We start from the raw sequence: 18,323 nt of genomic DNA on the forward strand, positions 1-18,323 counted from the left end.
CTCGTTTTCTATACGAGTAGGATTTTTTATTATTTATTTTGTTTCCCCGTCTTCAGTCGTCTTCACCTTCGTTTTATTTTTATCACGATGGTTATAGTTGTACTTAGAACGCTCTACTGGAGTGAAGCCTTCTGGTGTGTAGAATCGTAATAAGTCGCCGTTAACAACTTGGTCAGAGTATTTTAGTGATTTTTGAACCATTTGTTCATTTTGTTTTATTTCGTCTGTAAATTCTACTGGATTTCCAGTCGCTGTATCATAGTATTTGCCGTTCAGTGCAGTCACTGTTGGACTTACATAGTTACCGTTACGGAAAGGAACGACTTGTTTATGATCTGGCGATAATAAATCTGATCCGAATTGGACATAATTCTTTGTATCTGTACCTAGTAAGTGTAATAAAGTTGGAAGAACGTCAATTTCTCCGCCATATTGATGTTGTATGCCGCCTTTCATTCCTGGTACGCGAATGATTAATGGTACACGTTGTAATTGAGCATTTTCAAATGAGTTCATTTCTTTACCCATTATTTGAGACATTGCTGCGCCATGATTATCTGAAATACCGTAATGGTCACCGTACATAACGATAATTGAGTTATCGTATAAACCAGATTGTTTCAAGTAATCCATGAAGCCTTTTACAGATTCATCTAAATAACGTGCTGTTTGGAAATACGTATCTACAGATGAATCACCTGTTTTCGCTGGTTCAATTGTCGCTTCCGCTTTATCAATTGGATAAGGGAAATGGTTCGATAACGTAATAAATTTTGAATAGAACGGTTGTTTTAACGTTTGTAATAATGGAATGGATTCATTAAAGAACGGTTTATCTTTTAACCCATAGTTTACTACATCTTTTTCGTTCATATCATAGTATGACGCATCAAAGAATTTATTAAAACCAAACGATTTATAAATTTCATCACGGTTCCAGAACGTTTTGTAGTTACCGTGGAACACTGCTGATGTGTATCCTTGTTGACCTAAAATAGCTGGTGCTGATTGATACGTGTTATTAGCTTTATTTGTAAAAACAGATCCTTGCGGTAATCCAAACATTGAGTTCTCTAACATGAACTCCGCATCAGATGTTTTACCTTGTCCTGTTTGATGGAAGAAGTTATCAAAGTATAACGTATTCGCATCTTTTGTAAATGAGTTTAAGAATGGTGTAACCTCTTGACCATTTAGCTTGTAGTTTAGTAAAAAGTTTTGGAATGACTCTAAATGAATATAAATTACGTTCATTCCTTTTCCTTTACCGAAATACTCAGGATTTGGACTTGCATAAGTTGATGTAAGATAGTTTCTAACTTCTGTCATATTATCTCCATCCGCTAATGCTCGTTCTGTTGATGCTTTCGCACTTTGAATACCATCATAAATCGTAAAGTTGTACGCCCCTAAATATTTCACGATATAATTGCGGTCAAATGTTCTTGTTAACAATTCAGGACGGTCAGATTCTGCCAGACCTAAGTTAACGCTAAAGAATAAAATACCTGCTACAAATACTAGCGATAATTTATGCTTCGCAACACGGATTGGTTTAGGATTTACAAATTTCGTTGCGACTAAAACAATTAAAATGATTGTATCTAAGAAATATAGTGGGTCATATAAGTGTAGCAATGCAAAAATACTACCACCTAAATCTCCAAAGTTATTCGTTTGTGTTAATGTCGGGAACGTAATAAAGTCGCTGAAAAAGCGATAATATACTACGTTGGCATATAAAAGTATAGACATTAGCAAATTAATAATAATTAACCAAATGTAAGCTCGTTTCCCTTTCGCGAATAGTGCGAGCCCTAAAAATAGAACTGCTGAGCTTAACGGGTTGAAAAACAGTAAGAACTTTTGGATTGTGTTCGATATCCCTAAATTAAATTCTGTCACATATGCTGCATATGTTTTTAACCAAAGTAAAATAACGGCAAATACGAAAAATCCAAAATGATTACTTAATACTCGTTTACTCTTTAATAAAAATTGTTGCATCTCTCCACCTCTTTTGATCATCCAAGGCTTATTTTATATAAGTCTGTCTCTCTATTTAATTTTTCTTCTTCAAATAGATTTTATTTGTTTAACTATATGAAGAATATTAGTAATTATAATTTGTAGCTTTTATTTATTCAACTATTTCTTTTTAAACATTTTGACTTTGGTTTCTATTTTACAAAATACATTTGTAACATTTCCTGTTTTCTCCCAGGGGCTCATCCACTAATTATGACTCCACAAACTATAATCCTTTATTTCCTCATTTGCAAACTAATCTATCTCCAATTTTGGTACATTCATGTAAACTACCCAATTTCATAAAATAAAAAGTGTAGTTTGGGCAATTTGCTCAAACTACACTTTTTCGACTACCGTTTATCATCCTTTGTAGCTATTCCCTCTTCTTTTAAACAACTCTTTAAGTCCCATGAACATTACATTCCAACCATGTTCAGAGCCATCATGACACCCCTTTAAAGCTTTTTCAACATCATATTTTGTCCAATCTTCTTCATGAGCAACGATTATATTTTGTGAAAATATCATTTTAAATCCTTGTTGTTTCTCTTTTATTTCAACTGTGTTTTTATCTAATAATTCACTAAACTGCGGCGTTTTTAATATAAATACTAATTTTTTTTAGGACGATTCATTTCGATATATTCCCCAATTGCTCGATAATCTTTTCCGCCACGATGATCAATAATTTCCCAACTCCCTCCTACTTCAGGAGTATTTCCCGTTACTTTATCCGTCCCTTCCAATGTAAAAAACCATTTCTTGATCATTTCAGGGTTTATCCACGCTTCAAAAATTTCTTACCTTCGCTAATGTTATTTTTGAATAATTATTCATTTTAATCCTTCCCCCACTTTATATTAAAACGAATATTTGTTTACTTAAAAAACCCCCGCTCTCATAAAAGAGAGCGGGGGTTTTAATCATTCATTATTGACCTTTGTACATTGCATCAACTTGTTTTTGAAGTTCTTCATTTTCTAAGAACTCATCATACGTCGCTACCTTATCAACTACACCGTTTGGCGTTACTTCGATAATACGGTTTGCAATTGTTTGTACGAACTGATGGTCATGAGAAGTGAATAGTAATGTTCCTTTAAATGTGATTAAACCGTTGTTTAATGCTGTAATAGACTCAAGGTCTAAATGGTTCGTTGGATCATCTAATGTTAATACGTTTGCACCGCTTAACATCATTTTAGATAACATACAACGAACTTTTTCTCCTCCAGATAAAACAGAAACGTTTTTCTTTACTTCTTCACCAGAGAATAGCATACGGCCTAAGAAACCACGTAAGAAACTTTCTGATTCATCTTGTGGAGAGAACTGACGTAACCAATCAATTAAAGTGTAATCACTGTTCTCGAAGTACTCAGAGTTATCTCTTGGGAAATGAGCTTGAGATGTTGTTACACCCCATTTGAATGAACCGCTATCTGGCTCCATTTCACCCATAAGAATTTTAAATAATGTTGTCATTGCAATATCGTTACGGCCGATAAATGCAACTTTATCACCTTTATTTAAAGTGAAGTTCACATTATCTAATACTTTTTCTCCGTCGATTGTTTTAGAAATACCTTCAACCGTTAATAAGTCATTTCCTACTTCACGCTCTGGTGTGAAACCAACGAACGGATAACGACGTGATGACGGTCTAATATCATCTAATGTAATTTTATCTAATAATTTTTTACGAGAAGTTGCTTGCTTCGCTTTAGATGCGTTTGAGCTAAAGCGCGCAATAAAGTTTTGTAACTCTTTTACTTTCTCTTCTTTTTTCTTGTTAGAATCTTGCGTTAGTTTTAATGCTAATTGGCTTGACTCATACCAGAAGTCATAGTTACCAACGTATAATTGAATTTTACCGAAATCAAGATCAGCCATGTGCGTACATACTTTATTTAAGAAGTGACGGTCATGGGATACAACGATAACTGTATTATCAAAGTTCATTAAGAAGTTTTCTAACCATTGAATCGCTTTTAAGTCCAAATGGTTGGTAGGCTCATCTAGTAATAGAATGTCAGGTTGACCGAATAAAGCTTGAGCAAGTAATACTTTTACTTTCTCTGCCCCTGTTAATTCAGACATCTTTTTATCATGAATATCTTCGCCGATGCCTAATCCTTTTAGAAGGATTGCAGCTTCTGACTCAGCTTCCCAACCGTTTAGCTCAGCGAACTCACCTTCAAGTTCTGCAGCACGCATGCCATCTTCATCACTAAAGTCTTCTTTCATGTAAATTGCATTTTTCTCTTGCATTACTTTATAAAGACGTGTGTGACCCATCATTACTGTTTCTAGTGCAGGGAACTCTTCATATTCGAAGTGATTCTGTTTTAATACTGCTAGACGCTCACCTGGCGTAATATGTATGTCACCTGTTGATTGGTCAATTTCTCCAGATAAAATCTTTAGAAATGTTGATTTACCAGCACCGTTTGCTCCAATTAAACCATAGCAATTACCTGGCGTGAATTTTATGTTAACATCTTCAAATAATTTGCGATCTGCGAAACGCAAACTAACGTTACTTACTGTAATCATTTGTGTCCTCCTACTAATACCGCTTATTTCAGCGTTTTCTCACCGATTGTCTTAAAAAATCGCATATTACGACTCAATTATTGTAGACTATAGCTATTATATAGTAGAAGCTGGATGAATAGCAACGGTTGATTAGCTTTCTACAATGAAATCGAATAGTTTTTATCCATTCCCCTAGTTATTTTTTGTATATCATCGACCTCTTTCTAATATCCCCATCCGCTTCTCATTCTGTAATACATTAGATCATTTTTTCATTTCATATTTTATATACAAAAAACCTGTAGAGAAAACATTCCCTACAGGTTTTTCTTATTTCGTATTTATTATTTTCTCTTTATAACTCTTCAATTTACTCGCCAATCCTATTAAAGCTGGTAACAATATCGGCATTACAATTAAAGCTAATAGTATAAGGGCAATGCCAACAACTAATGCCACTTGTATTAGCGTCAATACTCCTGAAGGGATTAATGCAGCAAATGTTCCGCCTAAAATAAGTGCCGCTGATAATACAACTCCCCCTATGTGACGAGATGCATTTACAATTTTCGTTACTGAATCCCCTTCTAGCTCATTGTATCGCATCATTACGAAAATGCTATAATCCACACCTAGAGCGACAATCATTATAAAGCTAAAGAATGGAACATTCCAGCTTAATGACTCTACGTTTAATAAGTGTGAACTAATTTGTTCACTTATACCAAGTGAAGCAAAGTAAGCTAATATTAATGATCCAATAATAAAGATTGAATTTAAGAATGAGCGTGTAATCACGATTAATACAAGCGAAATCCCTAATAACATAATCGTAGCAGTACGTAAGAAATCTTGCCCGGTTACTTCTTTTAAATCAACGTTTCTAGCTGTTGTCCCGCCAATTGCTTTTTTCGCATCATTTAGTTCTGTTCCCTTTAACGTACCATCTATCGTTTTATTAATTTCTTGAATGATAGGCATCGCTTCTTTTGAATACGGGTTTACGTCTAAAATAATTGTCATTTTAGCAGTCTTTCTATCATGTGACATGTACGTATTCAATGCTTTTTGGAAATCTTCTCCTTCTAAAACTTCTTTCGGAATATAAAATTTCTCAGAGCTTTTCGACTCATTTAGCTCTCCTAAATATTTTTGAGCGTCACCTAGACCGTTACTTACTTTTCCTAAACCCTCTGTACTTTTAGATAAACCTGATTGCAATTGCCCCATCTTTTCTTGCAAATCTTTAAGCCCTGTTAAAAGTTTCCCTTGCCCATCGTTTATTTTCGTTAATCCGGATTGTAACTCAGTTGATTTATTCGCAATTTGTTTTGAACCTGTAGCCCCTTCGCTCAATCCTTTGTTCAGCTCAGCAGCTCCTTTTTGTAACTTGGTAACTCCATTGTTCATTTCTTTTAAACCGTTATCTACTTTCAGTAACGATTGATTCGCTTCTTTAAACGAATTCATCGCTGCTTTATGCTGCACCGCCAATTGATTTAATTCTTTTGAAAGTCCAGTTAATTGTTTTTGAGCTTCTTTAGCAATTCCTAATGTTTGCTGCACGTTAGGGTCATTTGCTAATTCTGGTTTCGTTTGAATGAAATTGTTCATTAACACTTCAATTTGTTCATATCCTTTTTTCGCACCATCAATTGCTTGAGAAATGCTTCCGAAATATTGATCGTAAGAACTTAAACCTTTTTCTAACTGTTCATAACCAGCATGAAGCTGTGAAGTTGCATTTGACAGGGCATTGATATTTCCGTTTAATGATGCTAGCTCATCCTCTATTTGCTTCGCTCCTTGTGCTCCATTGTTTATTCCATTCGATAATTGATTTAAAGCTGTCCCTAATGCTGATACACCATTTTTCGCTTCATTTGTTCCATCAATTAACTTTTGAACATTTGCAAGACTATTTGAGTCATTACTACCCATTTTATCTTTCGCATCAGTTAATCCTTCATTAATTTCTTTTATGCCACCATTTGCATCTCCTAAGCCTGTATTCAATTCTCCGGCTTGTTTATTTATATATAATTCTTTAATCTTATCTCCAGTTGGACGCGTCGGTGAATATACTTCTGAGACTCCTTTAACTTTCGAGATTTTATCAGTAAGTTCATCTAAAGTTTGTAAAGAAGTCGCCTCATCTAACTTTTTATCCGATTGAATAACTAACGTACTTGGTGAAGAAAAACCGGGCGGAAAATGCTCTTCTATTACGTTAATCCCCATTTTTGATTCATATTTATTATCCACTTCAAATAAATCATTGTAATTAAGCGTGTTAGAATATTTTAATACGAATGGAATCGATATCACGAATACGATAATTAAAGCGATAAATGGTCTTGCTACTGAATTTTTCGCAAAGAATCCCCATAAACGACTATCCTCATGTCCTTTAAATGTTTTAACTGGATAAAACATACCTTTTCCTAATAGCACCATGAAAAATGGATTTAAAGTAGTTAATACGAGTAGTAATACTGCAACACCAATTGCTACTGCTGAAGTAGATTGATATAATTTAAAACTCGCTAAAGCAAGAGATGCAAAGCCAATTAGTACTGCTATCCCGCTATATAAAACGGTTTTACCTGCCGATTTAAACGTTTCTTTCGTAGCCAAAAATGCATTTTCTTGTTTACTTAATTCTTCTTTAAATCTTGTATATAATAAAATGTTATAGTCTGTTCCCACTCCAAACAGGACGACTACTACAAACACTTGCGTAAAGTTTGAAAACGGAAAATTAAATTGATCTACAAGATGGGCAATAATCCCCATTGAAATTAAATACGAAACACCAACTGTAAGAAGAGAAATAATCGGAACAACTGGTGAACGGAATACAATGATTAATACTACAAGAATGAAAATGATCGAAATAACTTCTGTCTTTTTCACGCCCTCTTGAGAGGATGTAAGAAAATCACCCGCTATTAAATCACTTCCTGTTAAGTACGTTGTAACTCCTTTCGTTTGTACTTTTTTATGAAGATTATTTGCAATTTTTGATATTTTACCATGTTTTTTATCTACCGATATTTGCGTTAAAATAGTCGTATTATCTTTAGAAACTAATTGTTTCTCCAGTTCTTTATTATCTAAATGTGAAACGACTTCCTTAATTCCTAATTGCTCTTTTTCATTTTGCAGCGCGTTGATCGTTTTTGTTATTTCCTCTTTCTGTTCATTCGTTAATGCGTTTTTATCTCCACTATTAAAGACGGCTATAATTTCATACTTTTCAGCCCCTTCTTTATCCATTTCTTTTATCATCTTGTCAGCAATACTGCTTTGTTCTGTTTTTGGAATCGTGATTTGCCCTTTTTCCTTCACTAACTGATCCATATTAGGCATCGTTACGACCATTGCAATAGTAATAACTATCCATAATAGAAAAGATAAACTTCTCCAACTTTTTAGCTTGCTCATTTGAATCATCTCCTGTTATTAGAGTTTCATGGTGCATAGGGAATGAATATTCATTCCCTATTTTTGAAAATATCACTTAGGAATGAACGTTCATTCCTATTATCCTATTAAATTATTTTTCAATTCTATTGAATCACTCCCTGCGGAATGAATATTCATTCCTTTAATTGTACAGATATATCATCTCCTGTAATCGTTTTTTATATTTATTTAGGAATGAATGTTCATTCCTGTCCTTATAAAGCTATAGAATCAAATGATTCTAATAGCATTCCAAGAGCTCTCTTCCAATTCTTTTACTAATTCTTTTGAGTATTCTAATTGCCCTGTCGCCATTACTTTTATTAATTTTTCAAGCGGTTGATATACAATAATAATTAAAGCAATTATAGGCAATGGACGAAGAAAACCTTTTTCGATTCCATCTTCAATAATATTCATAAAGAAGCCTATAAAATCGTCAAATATTTTCTTACTCTGTTCATCAAGAAAATAACTATCACAGTGAGAATTTGTAAAAAGAAAAGCATCCACATTGTTTCTCGCAAATTCAAATAAACGGTTATACGTATGACTAAACTGTTCTCGAATATTTGCTTCAACAGGAAAATCAGTTTTTATTGTTTCAGATAGCTGTAGCATGCTTTTTGAAAATAATGAGTTAACGAGTGCCTCTTTATTTTCAAAATAGCGATAAATAGTACCCGCGCCGACATTTGCTTTTTCAGCGATCATCGGAATTGTCGTACCATCGTAACCACGCTCTGCGAAAAGTTTTATAGCAGCATCAAAAATATCCTCTTGCTTATTTTTAGCCATTTTTCTCACCTCAATTTTCAGGAATGAAAATTCATTCCGTTTATAATTATAAATTACAAGGATTAAAAGTCAAGTGTGTAAATACGCTATTGAAGCATTTATCAAATAACACACTCAATTAAGATATTAATACATTTTTTGCGTTATCCCATCAAAAAATTTCTTTGTATCATCATGACTTAAAACCCTCAATACATCTTGTATCTTAAAAAATTGAACTTGACTTATTTCATTATCTTTTGGATGTAAATCTATTCTGTCACCTATATATTCTACATAAAACATAGTAGTTTCTTGCTCTTCATATCCAATTTTCATTTTGAGCTCTTCAGGAAAGCCAAAGCAAATTTTATCTTCAAATTGTTTTATAACTTTAAACTTTGTAGATCCAGTTTCTTCTTCCAGCTCTCTCAAAATAGCACTCTCTAAATCATTATCTGTATGTTTCACTCCACCTTTAGGAAAATCCCATTCCCCCTTTGACATAGCATATTCTCCATCTATGTCGCTAATTTTCACCTTATGTACCAATAAAAATTCACTGTGTTGGAATACGACCGCACCTACGGCTTGCCTAATCATTTTACTTTTCCTCCTAAAACAATGATTTCACTCTATTAAATAGAAAAGTACTATAATAAAAAGTTTATCATTATAGTACTTTGTTACTCATACATAGCACATGACATTAATTAAAAGAAATCATAAATAAACGGCTTACGCACCGGCACTACATTCTCAAATGCACGTATCTCCTCTTCGCTACCGCTTATTAAGTCTATTTCATTTAATTCTAGCGGTCGCTTGTAACCAAACATAATAGTAGATAACGCATTAATATCGATTTGAATTCCATTTTCTTTTGCTGTTTCTTCTTTAACGATTGTTATTTCATTATTTTTAAGTTGAACCGTTACGTTATTCCACGGTGCAAATGAATCTGTAATATGTAAAATTACTTCTTGCTCTTCGTTGTTCCAGTTCCATTCATATTGTTTGAAAAACTGTTCTACATCTACAATTCTTCCCATGAAATATGGAGTTACTTCTGCTTTTACTCGTGGTTCTTGTAATGTGTAAAGAAGTGGTTCTGTCTCACTTAGTATCATTTCTAGATTTTTAATCATAGAATCATGTTGGCAGATGAAGTTCCAAAGACCAATTCTTGCTTCATTATGTAATGGGACAAATTCTTCTACTTTCATTTTAGAATTCTCTATTTTGTATAAAATGTAACCAGCCGCCGTTTTATTTTCATCATAGTAAACTGCCAATGTTAAATCATGATACACCGCTTGTAGCCACCATTTACGTCCGCGAACTAACATACCAGAAAATCGTTCTGCAAATGTTTCATATAGATTCTCTACTTCTTCTGGATGATTATCTTTACTAAAACGTTTCACTGTACCATTCACTTGTTTTTTTATTATTAAATCGCTCTTTGTCATCTGACATACGATTCGATTCGCACAAAGTTCCCAGCCATATTTACGATAAAATGAAACGGCAAATGGATGTAACATCGATACACTATATCCATCTCTTTTCATAGTTTGTAGTGAATGCTGAAGTAACTCTTTTACATATCCACTTCTTCTATATTCCGGATACGTCGCTACCCCCGCAACGCCGCCCATTTTAAACTTTTCTTTTCCTATGTAAATATGAAAAGGAATTAAGTGCAACTTTGCAGCTAACTCTTCTCCTTCCATAATACCGTATATTTGATGGCTTTCCTTCATTCGTGTAATTTGCTGCTCTACTCGTTCTTCATCTGCTTTATATTGAAAAGCATATTCTGATAAACGTAATGCTTCTCTAAACTTATCTTCTTTTAATTGTATAACGTTCATATATTTCTCCTCCATTCCTCGTTTGAATTATATCATAATTCAAACTATTATAGTTCGGTAAGTGAAATTACGAGGATGTTTCAACAAAAGGTATCGATTTAGAAACACTCTAACATAAAAGCTCTTTTCAACTGCTTTCTATTGGCGGCATAAGAATATTAAACACCTTGCGTTCTCTTGGGTTTGCGAAGCTAAGAGGTACCATTGAAAGTGATGAAACTTATGACAACGGCAACATTACGGGCATAAAAAAAACCAGTTGATTGAGAGAAACTGGTTCAATAAAGGTTTTATATTGGATATTCATTCAACCAAATTAACGCTTGTTCATAATCATCGAAAAATTTTACGGATTTTTTTGTATTGGATTGTTGTAAATAATTCATTATCTCCCCTTCTTCAAGGAGAAACGCAATTGCCTTACTGTGATTCAAAATGTTTTCATTGAAGAACTTATCTTTCCATGCTTTTTGAACAGAAAAATGATCTGGCGTGTATCCTTTTCTATCCACCAACAATTTGTATTTCCGACCCTCGGAAATGAATTGCTGACAAACCTGCTCGAAGCCATTAAACCATTCATAAACATCAGCTGTATTAATCTTGCCAATTAGATGGGTAACAATTAAATCCCCTGAAACTGTTGTGCTGATATTCTGTTTACTCAACTTGGAATCCTCTCCCTTAGTTACAATTATGCGTAAAAATCTCATAAAATCAATAAAGATAAAATTCTTACACAATAAAGCAACATTATTTACGAAAAAAGCCAACATAAAAAAGCAGATACATTGCATATCTGCTTCTCATCACTTTATTTAGCTAACGTTTGTAGTTCTTCAAAAAATGTAGGATATGATACACCTACTGCTTCTGCATCTTCAATTGTTGTTTCTCCCTCAGCAATACAGCCGGCAATCGCAAGCATCATTCCAATGCGGTGATCACCATGACTATGTACTGTAGTTCCTTTTAGCTTACATTTACCGTAAATAATCATTCCGTCATCGGTCGCTTCAATACGAGCTCCTAGTTTCGTTAGTTCAGCAACGACTGTATCAATACGGTTCGTTTCTTTTACTTTTAATTCGTGTGCATCTTTAATGACTGTAATTCCATCTGCTTGTGTTGCTGCTAAAGCGATAATTGGGATTTCATCAATCAGTCGTGGAATGATATCACCACCGATTTCGATTCCTTTCAGCGGGGATGTTTCAATTGTAATATTTGCAGCAGGTTCTGATGCTCCTTCGTTAATCTGCTCTACAGTAAACGTAGCGCCCATTTTCTCAAGAACATCAATAATACCTGTACGAGTCGGATTCATTCCCACATTTTGTAATAGTAGTTTACTATTTGGGATAATTGCACCCGCTACTAAGAAAAATGCCGCTGATGATACGTCACCTGGCACATGAACGTCTGTTGCTGTTAACTTCTGTCCACCCGCTAGTTTTACAGTTTTCCCCACGCGAGTTACCTTTACACCGAACGCTTCAAGCATTCTTTCCGTATGGTCGCGGGAAATATGTGGTTCTGTAACAGTTGTTACACCTTCTGCACGAAGTCCTGCAAGTAAAATAGCTGACTTTACCTGTGCGCTTGCTACAGGTGAAGTGTACTCAATTGCTTTTAAATCTCCGCCACGTATTGTGAGCGGCGTAAATGTTCCTTCTTTTCGGCCATCAATTTTTGCGCCCATTTGTTTTAATGGATTTGTAACACGTTTCATCGGTCTTTTTGCGATAGACGCATCACCTTGTACGCAAGAGAAAAATGGTGTGTTAGCCAAAATCCCTGACATTAATCGGATCGTTGTACCAGAATTACCAACATCTAATACAGCTTTTGGCTCTTGCAAACCTTCTAATCCTTTTCCAATTACCGTAACTTCTTCTCCATTTTGCATTATCTCTACTCCCATTTCTTTAAAACAAGAAATAGTACTTAAACAATCCGCACCAGGAAGAAATCCTTTAATTGTTGTTTTACCTTCCGCGATTGCGCCAAACATGACAGCGCGATGGGAAATTGATTTATCTCCAGGGATTGTAATTGTGCCATTCAATCCGTTATTTACAGTTTGTACTCTTTTTTCTTTCACGTTGTCACCCTCCTCATTAAATTGTTTCATACGTTTGGTATTCTTCTTTTCCGAGCGCAATTTTTGCCTGCGTTCGATCCTCTTCTCTTTGGAAACTAATTCGTAAAACTCCGAGCAATCCTTCTCGCGCTTCTAATATTTGCAAGTTCGTAATACTAATTTCTTCTTCTGCTAGAATGCTCGTGATATGGGCTAATGCCCCTACTTTATCTAAAACGTCGACGTATAAGTCGTGATAGGCAGGAATCGCCCCTCTTTTTCGAACTGGTAAAGAGTCACGATATTCTTTCGCATCTGCAAAATAACTTTGTATTTCTCCTGCATCTCCTTTAGAAACCGTCTTATATAGCTCTTCCATTTCTGAAATCCATTCTTCTAATAGTTCCAATAAATGCCCGCGATTTTGCTTTACGATATCACTCCACATTTTCGGACTACTTGATGCAATACGTGTTATATCTTTAAATCCGCCTGCCGCTAGTTGATGAATAAGCGGATTATCACCAGCATGTTTCTCAACTTGTTTTACTAATCCTGCTGCAATTAGGTGCGGAAAATGACTAACTATTCCTGTTATATAATCATGTTCTTTTGTATTTAATACAAGAAAATGAGAGCCTGTTCCTTTTAACCATTCTTTTAGCTCGTCTACTTGATCCGCCTGTACGTGATTCATTGGCGTTAAAATGTAAAATGCGTTTTCAAAAAGGTGTGCTTTTGCACTTTCAACTCCAGTTTTATGAGAACCTGCCATTGGATGTCCACCAATAAAAGAAACTTCCTTTGAAAATAAAGCTTCCGCTTCGTTCATAATCGTTCCTTTTGTACTACCAACATCGGTCACTATAACATCTTCTCGTAAATGAAATGATGCAAGTTTGTGTAACAACTTTTTCGTTTCTTCAACTGGAGAGGCAAATACAATTAAATTTGCCTCCTCACATGCACGCTGCAAATCTACTGCTACTTCATCAACTACATGTAATTCTTTTGCGTGCTCTACTTGCTCTTTAAATATGTCATAACCGATAATCGTTACATCGTGCTCTTTTTTAATCGCTAATGCAAGAGAGCCTCCTATTAATCCAGTACCGATTAATAATACCTTTTTACACATTTGCCTCATCTCGAGACTTACCTTTTTTATTTTCAAAGTGTTGTTTTAACACTGAAATCACTCCTTCATTTTGTTCCCTAGTTCCGATTGTAATACGGACACCATTTGGGAACGGACGAATAATAAATCCTGAGTGTGCACAAGCTTCATAAATCTCTCCCCCATTATCTACTGGTAAGAAGATGAAGTTTGTTTGCGACGGATAAAATGGAATTTCATTTTCCGTACAAAAACTCTCGTATTGTTGTAATCCCTCTGTATTAACACGTACAATTTCTTCAATAAATGCTGCATCGTTAAAAGCAATCGTCGCTGCTTTTTGCGCTAATGAAGATACGTTAAATGGCAAACGTACGACATTTAATTTCTCGATTAACTCTTCCTGTCCAATCGCATAACCAACGCGGAAAGAAGCTAATCCGTACGCTTTAGAAAACGTTCTAAGTACAAGAATGTTGTTATGTTTTTCTAAAAGCGGTAATGTCTCAGGGAAATCTTTTGCTGTTACGTATTCATAGTACGCTTCATCAATGACAATTAACGTATTTTCACTAATGCTTTCAATGAATTGAGTCAATTTTCGCTCATTCACATATGTGCCTGTCGGGTTGTTCGGATTACAAATCCATACGATTTTTGTATGTTCATCAACTGCTGAAGAAATTTCATCTAGATCATATACACCGTTCTTTAAAGCAATTTCTTTCACTTCACAGCCTTCAATAATTGCATGATGACGGTACTGTGGGAATGTTGCACCAGCCGTAACAATATTATCTCCTTTACATAGTACTGCACGGCTGATAATTTGAATTACTTCATCAAGACCACTACCACAAAGCACTTGTTCCATTTGAACTTGTAATTTCTCTGCGATAGTTTGACGGAGTACTTCAGCACCTCCGTCAGGATATAAAGCATGTTCCTCCCACGATTTTTGTAATTCTCCTAAAACACGAGGTGAACAGCCAAATGGATTTTCATTTGATGCTAACTTAACAAATGAATGATTCCCGTATACTTCTTTCATTTGCTCTGGTGATTTACCTGGTTTATACGGTTGTAATGATGATAGTTGATCTTTTACTCGCATGTTAAATCCACCTTTTCATTAAAATTCTTTTGCGTATTTGTTATGTTGCGAAATATTTTGTTTTAGTAATTCCATGCGATCTTTTCCGAATTGCTCGACTAGTGCACCGGCAAGTTCCCATGCAACGACAGCTTCAGCTACAACACCTGCTGCTGGTACTGCACAGCTATCAGATCTTTCAATACTCGCTTGGAACGCTTCTTTCGTATCAATATCTACGCTTGCTAACGGTTTATATAATGTAGGAATTGGCTTCATTACGCCTCTTACGACAATTGGCATACCTGTTGTCATACCGCCTTCTAAACCGCCGGCATTATTCGTATTTCTCGTGTATCCTTTTTCTTCATCCCATAAAATTTCATCGTGCACTTTACTTCCTGGCTGTCTTGCCGCTTCAAAACCAATTCCGATCTCAGCACCTTTAAATGCATTCACGCTCATAATAGCACCGGCAAGTTTTGCATCTAATTTGCGGTCGTAATGAACGTAGCTACCAACTCCAATTGGCATTCCTTCTGCAATGACTTCGACAATACCGCCTATAGAATCTCCGCTACTTTTCGCATCATCAATCGCATTCATCATCTCTTGTTCTACTTCTTTATCTAAACATCGAACTGGTGAGTTTTCAGTTATCGTTTGAATTTCTTCAATTGGTAAGTTTGAAATACGCTTCGCTTGTACCCCACCAATTTCAAGAACATGCCCTGCAATTTCCACGCCTAATTCTTTCAAAATTTGTTTCGCAACTGCACCAGCAGCTACACGAACTGTCGTTTCTCTTGCAGAAGAGCGCTCTAATACGTTTCTTATATCACGATGGCCGTATTTAATTGCCCCGTTTAAATCCGCATGTCCTGGACGTGGTTTCGTTATAGTACGTTTCATTTCTTTACTTTCTTGCTCCGAAATTGGTTCAGCACCCATTACTTTCGTCCAATGTTTGAAATCATCATTTTTTACGATTAACGTAATTGGCGAACCAAGTGTCATTCCGTGACGTACACCACTTGCAATTTCAACTGTATCTGTTTCAATTTGCATGCGTCTTCCGCGCCCATGCCCTTTTTGTCTTCTTAATAATTCTTTATTAATATGTTCCGCTGTTAATGTTAAACCTGCTGGTACACCTTCTAAAATAACTGTTAACTGCGGCCCATGTGATTCTCCAGCTGTAATATATCTCATTTCTCTTGCCCCTTTACTATTTTTTTGTACAAAAAAGTCCCTACTGAGCGCTCAGTAGGGACGATGTTTATCGCGGTACCACCCTAGTTGTAGACTTCTTTCGTCTACCTCTCTTCTTCTTTAACGATCGTTTGACCGTCTTTCTCTCCAAAAGTTGGCGGGAAAGATGCTCCAAGGCTGTAATTCATGCTTACCTTTGTACTGATTCACACCGGCCATCAGCTCTCTTTAACAGTGAGATAAGCACTACTGTTTCCTCTTCAGCGCATTTATGATATGGAATTAAGATAATTTATTTTTGAAACCTTTTAACTCATCCATGAATCTATGGAATTCTGGAATATCCATTTGTTGCGCAGAATCTGATAACGCAACTGCTGGGTCTGGATGTACTTCCGCCATTACTGCATCTGCTCCAATTGCAAGTGCCGCTTTCGCTGTTGGTAATAATAAATCTCTACGTCCTGTTGAATGTGTTACGTCAACGATAACTGGTAAATGTGTTTCTTTCTTTAAAATCGGTACTGCTGAAATATCTAATGTGTTACGTGTCGCTCTCTCGTATGTGCGAATACCGCGCTCACAAAGAATAATTTGGTCATTACCTTGTGCAATAATGTATTCCGCTGCATTAATGAACTCATCAATTGTTGCTGCTAATCCACGTTTTAGTAATACTGGCTTATTAACCTTACCTACAGCTCGTAGTAAATCGAAGTTTTGCATGTTACGTGCACCAACTTGAATTACATCAACGTATTCTAGCGCCATTTCCACATCGTTCGGATTTAAAATTTCACTAATAATCGCTAAGTCGAACTCATCTGCTACTTGGCGTAAAATTTGTAAACCTTCTACTCCTAAACCTTGGAAATCGTATGGAGATGTTCTCGGTTTGAAAGCACCACCGCGCATTAATTTTAAGCCTTGGTCTTTCATAGCTTGCCCTACTTGGCGAACTTGCTCTAAACTTTCTACCGCACAAGGTCCCATGATGAACGTTTGTGTTCCGTTTCCAATCAATTCACCTTTAACATTAACAATTGTATTTTCTTTTTTCTTTTTACGTGAAACTAGTAATGCTTTACGGTTATCATCTTCTTGTAATTCTAAGCTTGCTTTGAAAATCGTTTTGAAAATATGTTGAATCGTTGACGTTTCGAATGGTCCTTCGTTATGCTCTGCAAGCATATCAAGTACTTCACGCTCACGTACTGGATCAAAGCGTTTCGTACCTTGTACTTGTTTTTGCTCTCCAATTTTTTGAACGATTTCACCGCGTTTGTTTAATAGGTGTAATAGTTGTAAGTTAATTTCATCTACCTGTTTACGTAATTGATCTAATTCGTGATTTGCCATTTGGAAATCCTCCTCTAATGTTTTAAAAGTATAGTAAGAGAATGAAAAATTCTCTATTTTCTGAACTGGTTAATTATACAAATTTAAAGTGGAATCGATACCTCTTCTTATTTTAAACTAATAATTACCATAAAGACACTAACTACTAGTTAATAAGCCACTTTTTTGTACAAAAAAGCCCTACTGATTCAATCAGTAGGGACGATATTTATCGCGGTACCACCCTAGTTGTAGACTTATTTCGCCTACCTCTCTTCATTGTTAACGATCATCTGACCGTCTTTCCCTTCATAAAGACAATAACTATCTTTACTACGAAAAAGATGCTCCAGGACTGTAATTCGCTCTTGTTTTTGTACTGGTTCACACCAACCACCAGCTCTCTGTTACAGGGAAACAACAACTACTGCTTTTCCTTTCAATGCATGACTATTTTATTTTCAAGTTGGACCACTAAAATACAAAAAGTCCCTACTGAATAAATCAGTAGGGACGATATTTATCGCGGTACCACCCTAGTTGTAGACTAACTTTCCGTCTACCTCTCTTCACTGTTAACGATCAATTGACCGCTTTCCCTTCATAAAGACAATACTATCTTTACTACGAAAAAGATGCTCCAAGACTGTAATTCATGATTATCCCTGTACTGGTTCACACCAACCACCAGCTCTCTGTTACAGTAAGACTAACCACTACTGTGATCTCTTCATTGCACTTTGTTTATTCAAATGTGTTTGAAATTGAATAAGTATGATTCGTATTATA

The 18,323-nt window shown here is 35.4% G+C and carries 14 protein-coding genes and 3 other annotated features; all 14 genes read right to left on the reverse strand.

The genetic code is table 11. The annotated features are described in order from the left end of the window. Positions 1 to 33: 33 nt before the first annotated feature. Positions 34 to 2,007, reverse strand: a complete 1,974-nt coding sequence (gene ltaS, locus MR155_RS09980; protein WP_113937537.1) for a lipoteichoic acid synthase — start codon at positions 2,005 to 2,007, stop codon at positions 34 to 36. 384 nt (positions 2,008 to 2,391) lie between these two features. After that, complete coding sequence (locus tag MR155_RS09985) at positions 2,392 to 2,559, reverse strand: ATPase (protein WP_242309510.1); 168 nt, start codon at positions 2,557 to 2,559, stop codon at positions 2,392 to 2,394. Positions 2,560 to 2,642: 83 nt separating this feature from the next. Next, entirely contained in the window at positions 2,643 to 2,801 is a 159-nt protein-coding gene (locus tag MR155_RS09990; protein ID WP_235661806.1) for an SRPBCC family protein, read from the reverse strand. 160 nt (positions 2,802 to 2,961) lie between these two features. Then, on the reverse strand, positions 2,962 to 4,587 hold the full coding sequence (locus MR155_RS09995) for an ABC-F family ATP-binding cassette domain-containing protein (RefSeq protein ID WP_002013447.1): 1,626 nt from the start codon (positions 4,585 to 4,587) through the stop codon (positions 2,962 to 2,964). 312 nt (positions 4,588 to 4,899) lie between these two features. Then, on the reverse strand, positions 4,900 to 8,016 hold the full coding sequence (locus MR155_RS10000; protein ID WP_242309512.1) for an MMPL family transporter: 3,117 nt from the start codon (positions 8,014 to 8,016) through the stop codon (positions 4,900 to 4,902). Positions 8,017 to 8,268: 252 nt separating this feature from the next. Continuing rightward, positions 8,269 to 8,835: a TetR/AcrR family transcriptional regulator gene (locus tag MR155_RS10005; protein ID WP_002013443.1), complete on the reverse strand. Its 567-nt coding sequence runs from the start codon at positions 8,833 to 8,835 to the stop codon at positions 8,269 to 8,271. Between the two features lie 126 nt (positions 8,836 to 8,961). Next, positions 8,962 to 9,417 carry an NUDIX domain-containing protein gene (locus MR155_RS10010; protein WP_002127860.1) on the reverse strand — a complete coding sequence of 152 codons (456 nt, stop codon included), beginning with the start codon at positions 9,415 to 9,417 and terminating at the stop codon, positions 8,962 to 8,964. 110 nt (positions 9,418 to 9,527) lie between these two features. After that, positions 9,528 to 10,691, reverse strand: a complete 1,164-nt coding sequence (locus tag MR155_RS10015) for a GNAT family N-acetyltransferase (RefSeq protein WP_002084902.1) — start codon at positions 10,689 to 10,691, stop codon at positions 9,528 to 9,530. A 290-nt stretch (positions 10,692 to 10,981) separates the two neighbouring features. Continuing rightward, positions 10,982 to 11,488, reverse strand: coding sequence for an STAS/SEC14 domain-containing protein (locus MR155_RS10020; RefSeq protein WP_242309514.1), 507 nt, complete (start codon positions 11,486 to 11,488; stop codon positions 10,982 to 10,984). A gap of 17 nt (positions 11,489 to 11,505) precedes the next feature. Next, positions 11,506 to 12,795: a 3-phosphoshikimate 1-carboxyvinyltransferase gene (gene aroA, locus MR155_RS10025; protein ID WP_242309516.1), complete on the reverse strand. Its 1,290-nt coding sequence runs from the start codon at positions 12,793 to 12,795 to the stop codon at positions 11,506 to 11,508. Positions 12,796 to 12,811: 16 nt separating this feature from the next. Further along, on the reverse strand, positions 12,812 to 13,912 hold the full coding sequence (gene tyrA, locus MR155_RS10030) for a prephenate dehydrogenase (protein ID WP_219302785.1): 1,101 nt from the start codon (positions 13,910 to 13,912) through the stop codon (positions 12,812 to 12,814). Beyond that, positions 13,905 to 15,005 (reverse strand): histidinol-phosphate transaminase, encoded by a 1,101-nt coding sequence (gene hisC, locus MR155_RS10035; RefSeq protein WP_002136935.1) that lies wholly within the window; start codon positions 15,003 to 15,005, stop codon positions 13,905 to 13,907. The genes tyrA and hisC overlap by 8 nt, the downstream gene beginning before the upstream one ends. Before the next feature lie 18 nt (positions 15,006 to 15,023). After that, positions 15,024 to 16,196 carry a chorismate synthase gene (aroC, locus tag MR155_RS10040; protein ID WP_002013434.1) on the reverse strand — a complete coding sequence of 391 codons (1,173 nt, stop codon included), beginning with the start codon at positions 16,194 to 16,196 and terminating at the stop codon, positions 15,024 to 15,026. A 53-nt stretch (positions 16,197 to 16,249) separates the two neighbouring features. Next, positions 16,250 to 16,469 (reverse strand) — a binding site (T-box leader). 9 nt (positions 16,470 to 16,478) lie between these two features. Next, positions 16,479 to 17,555 (reverse strand): bifunctional 3-deoxy-7-phosphoheptulonate synthase/chorismate mutase, encoded by a 1,077-nt coding sequence (locus MR155_RS10045; RefSeq protein ID WP_002013433.1) that lies wholly within the window; start codon positions 17,553 to 17,555, stop codon positions 16,479 to 16,481. Between the two features lie 194 nt (positions 17,556 to 17,749). Then, positions 17,750 to 17,986 (reverse strand) — a binding site (T-box leader). A 54-nt stretch (positions 17,987 to 18,040) separates the two neighbouring features. Beyond that, positions 18,041 to 18,277: a binding site (T-box leader), on the reverse strand. Positions 18,278 to 18,323 lie beyond the last annotated feature (46 nt).

Origin of the sequence: Bacillus cereus group sp. BfR-BA-01331, from assembly GCF_022663915.1 — a bacterium.
Classification (GTDB): Bacteria; Bacillota; Bacilli; order Bacillales; family Bacillaceae_G; genus Bacillus_A; species Bacillus_A mycoides.

Coding starts and splice junctions, on each gene's coding strand:
- ltaS (WP_113937537.1), bottom strand. CDS start 2,007: ATGCAACAATTTTTATTAAAGAGTAAACGAGTATTAAGTAATCATTTT.
- MR155_RS09985 (WP_242309510.1), bottom strand. CDS start 2,559: ATGATATTTTCACAAAATATAATCGTTGCTCATGAAGAAGATTGGACA.
- MR155_RS09990 (WP_235661806.1), bottom strand. CDS start 2,801: ATGATCAAGAAATGGTTTTTTACATTGGAAGGGACGGATAAAGTAACG.
- MR155_RS09995 (WP_002013447.1), bottom strand. CDS start 4,587: ATGATTACAGTAAGTAACGTTAGTTTGCGTTTCGCAGATCGCAAATTA.
- MR155_RS10000 (WP_242309512.1), bottom strand. CDS start 8,016: ATGAGCAAGCTAAAAAGTTGGAGAAGTTTATCTTTTCTATTATGGATA.
- MR155_RS10005 (WP_002013443.1), bottom strand. CDS start 8,835: ATGGCTAAAAATAAGCAAGAGGATATTTTTGATGCTGCTATAAAACTT.
- MR155_RS10010 (WP_002127860.1), bottom strand. CDS start 9,417: ATGATTAGGCAAGCCGTAGGTGCGGTCGTATTCCAACACAGTGAATTT.
- MR155_RS10015 (WP_002084902.1), bottom strand. CDS start 10,691: ATGAACGTTATACAATTAAAAGAAGATAAGTTTAGAGAAGCATTACGT.
- MR155_RS10020 (WP_242309514.1), bottom strand. CDS start 11,488: ATGCAATGTATCTGCTTTTTTATGTTGGCTTTTTTCGTAAATAATGTT.
- tyrA (WP_219302785.1), bottom strand. CDS start 13,912: ATGTGTAAAAAGGTATTATTAATCGGTACTGGATTAATAGGAGGCTCT.
- hisC (WP_002136935.1), bottom strand. CDS start 15,005: ATGCGAGTAAAAGATCAACTATCATCATTACAACCGTATAAACCAGGT.
- aroC (WP_002013434.1), bottom strand. CDS start 16,196: ATGAGATATATTACAGCTGGAGAATCACATGGGCCGCAGTTAACAGTT.
- MR155_RS10045 (WP_002013433.1), bottom strand. CDS start 17,555: ATGGCAAATCACGAATTAGATCAATTACGTAAACAGGTAGATGAAATT.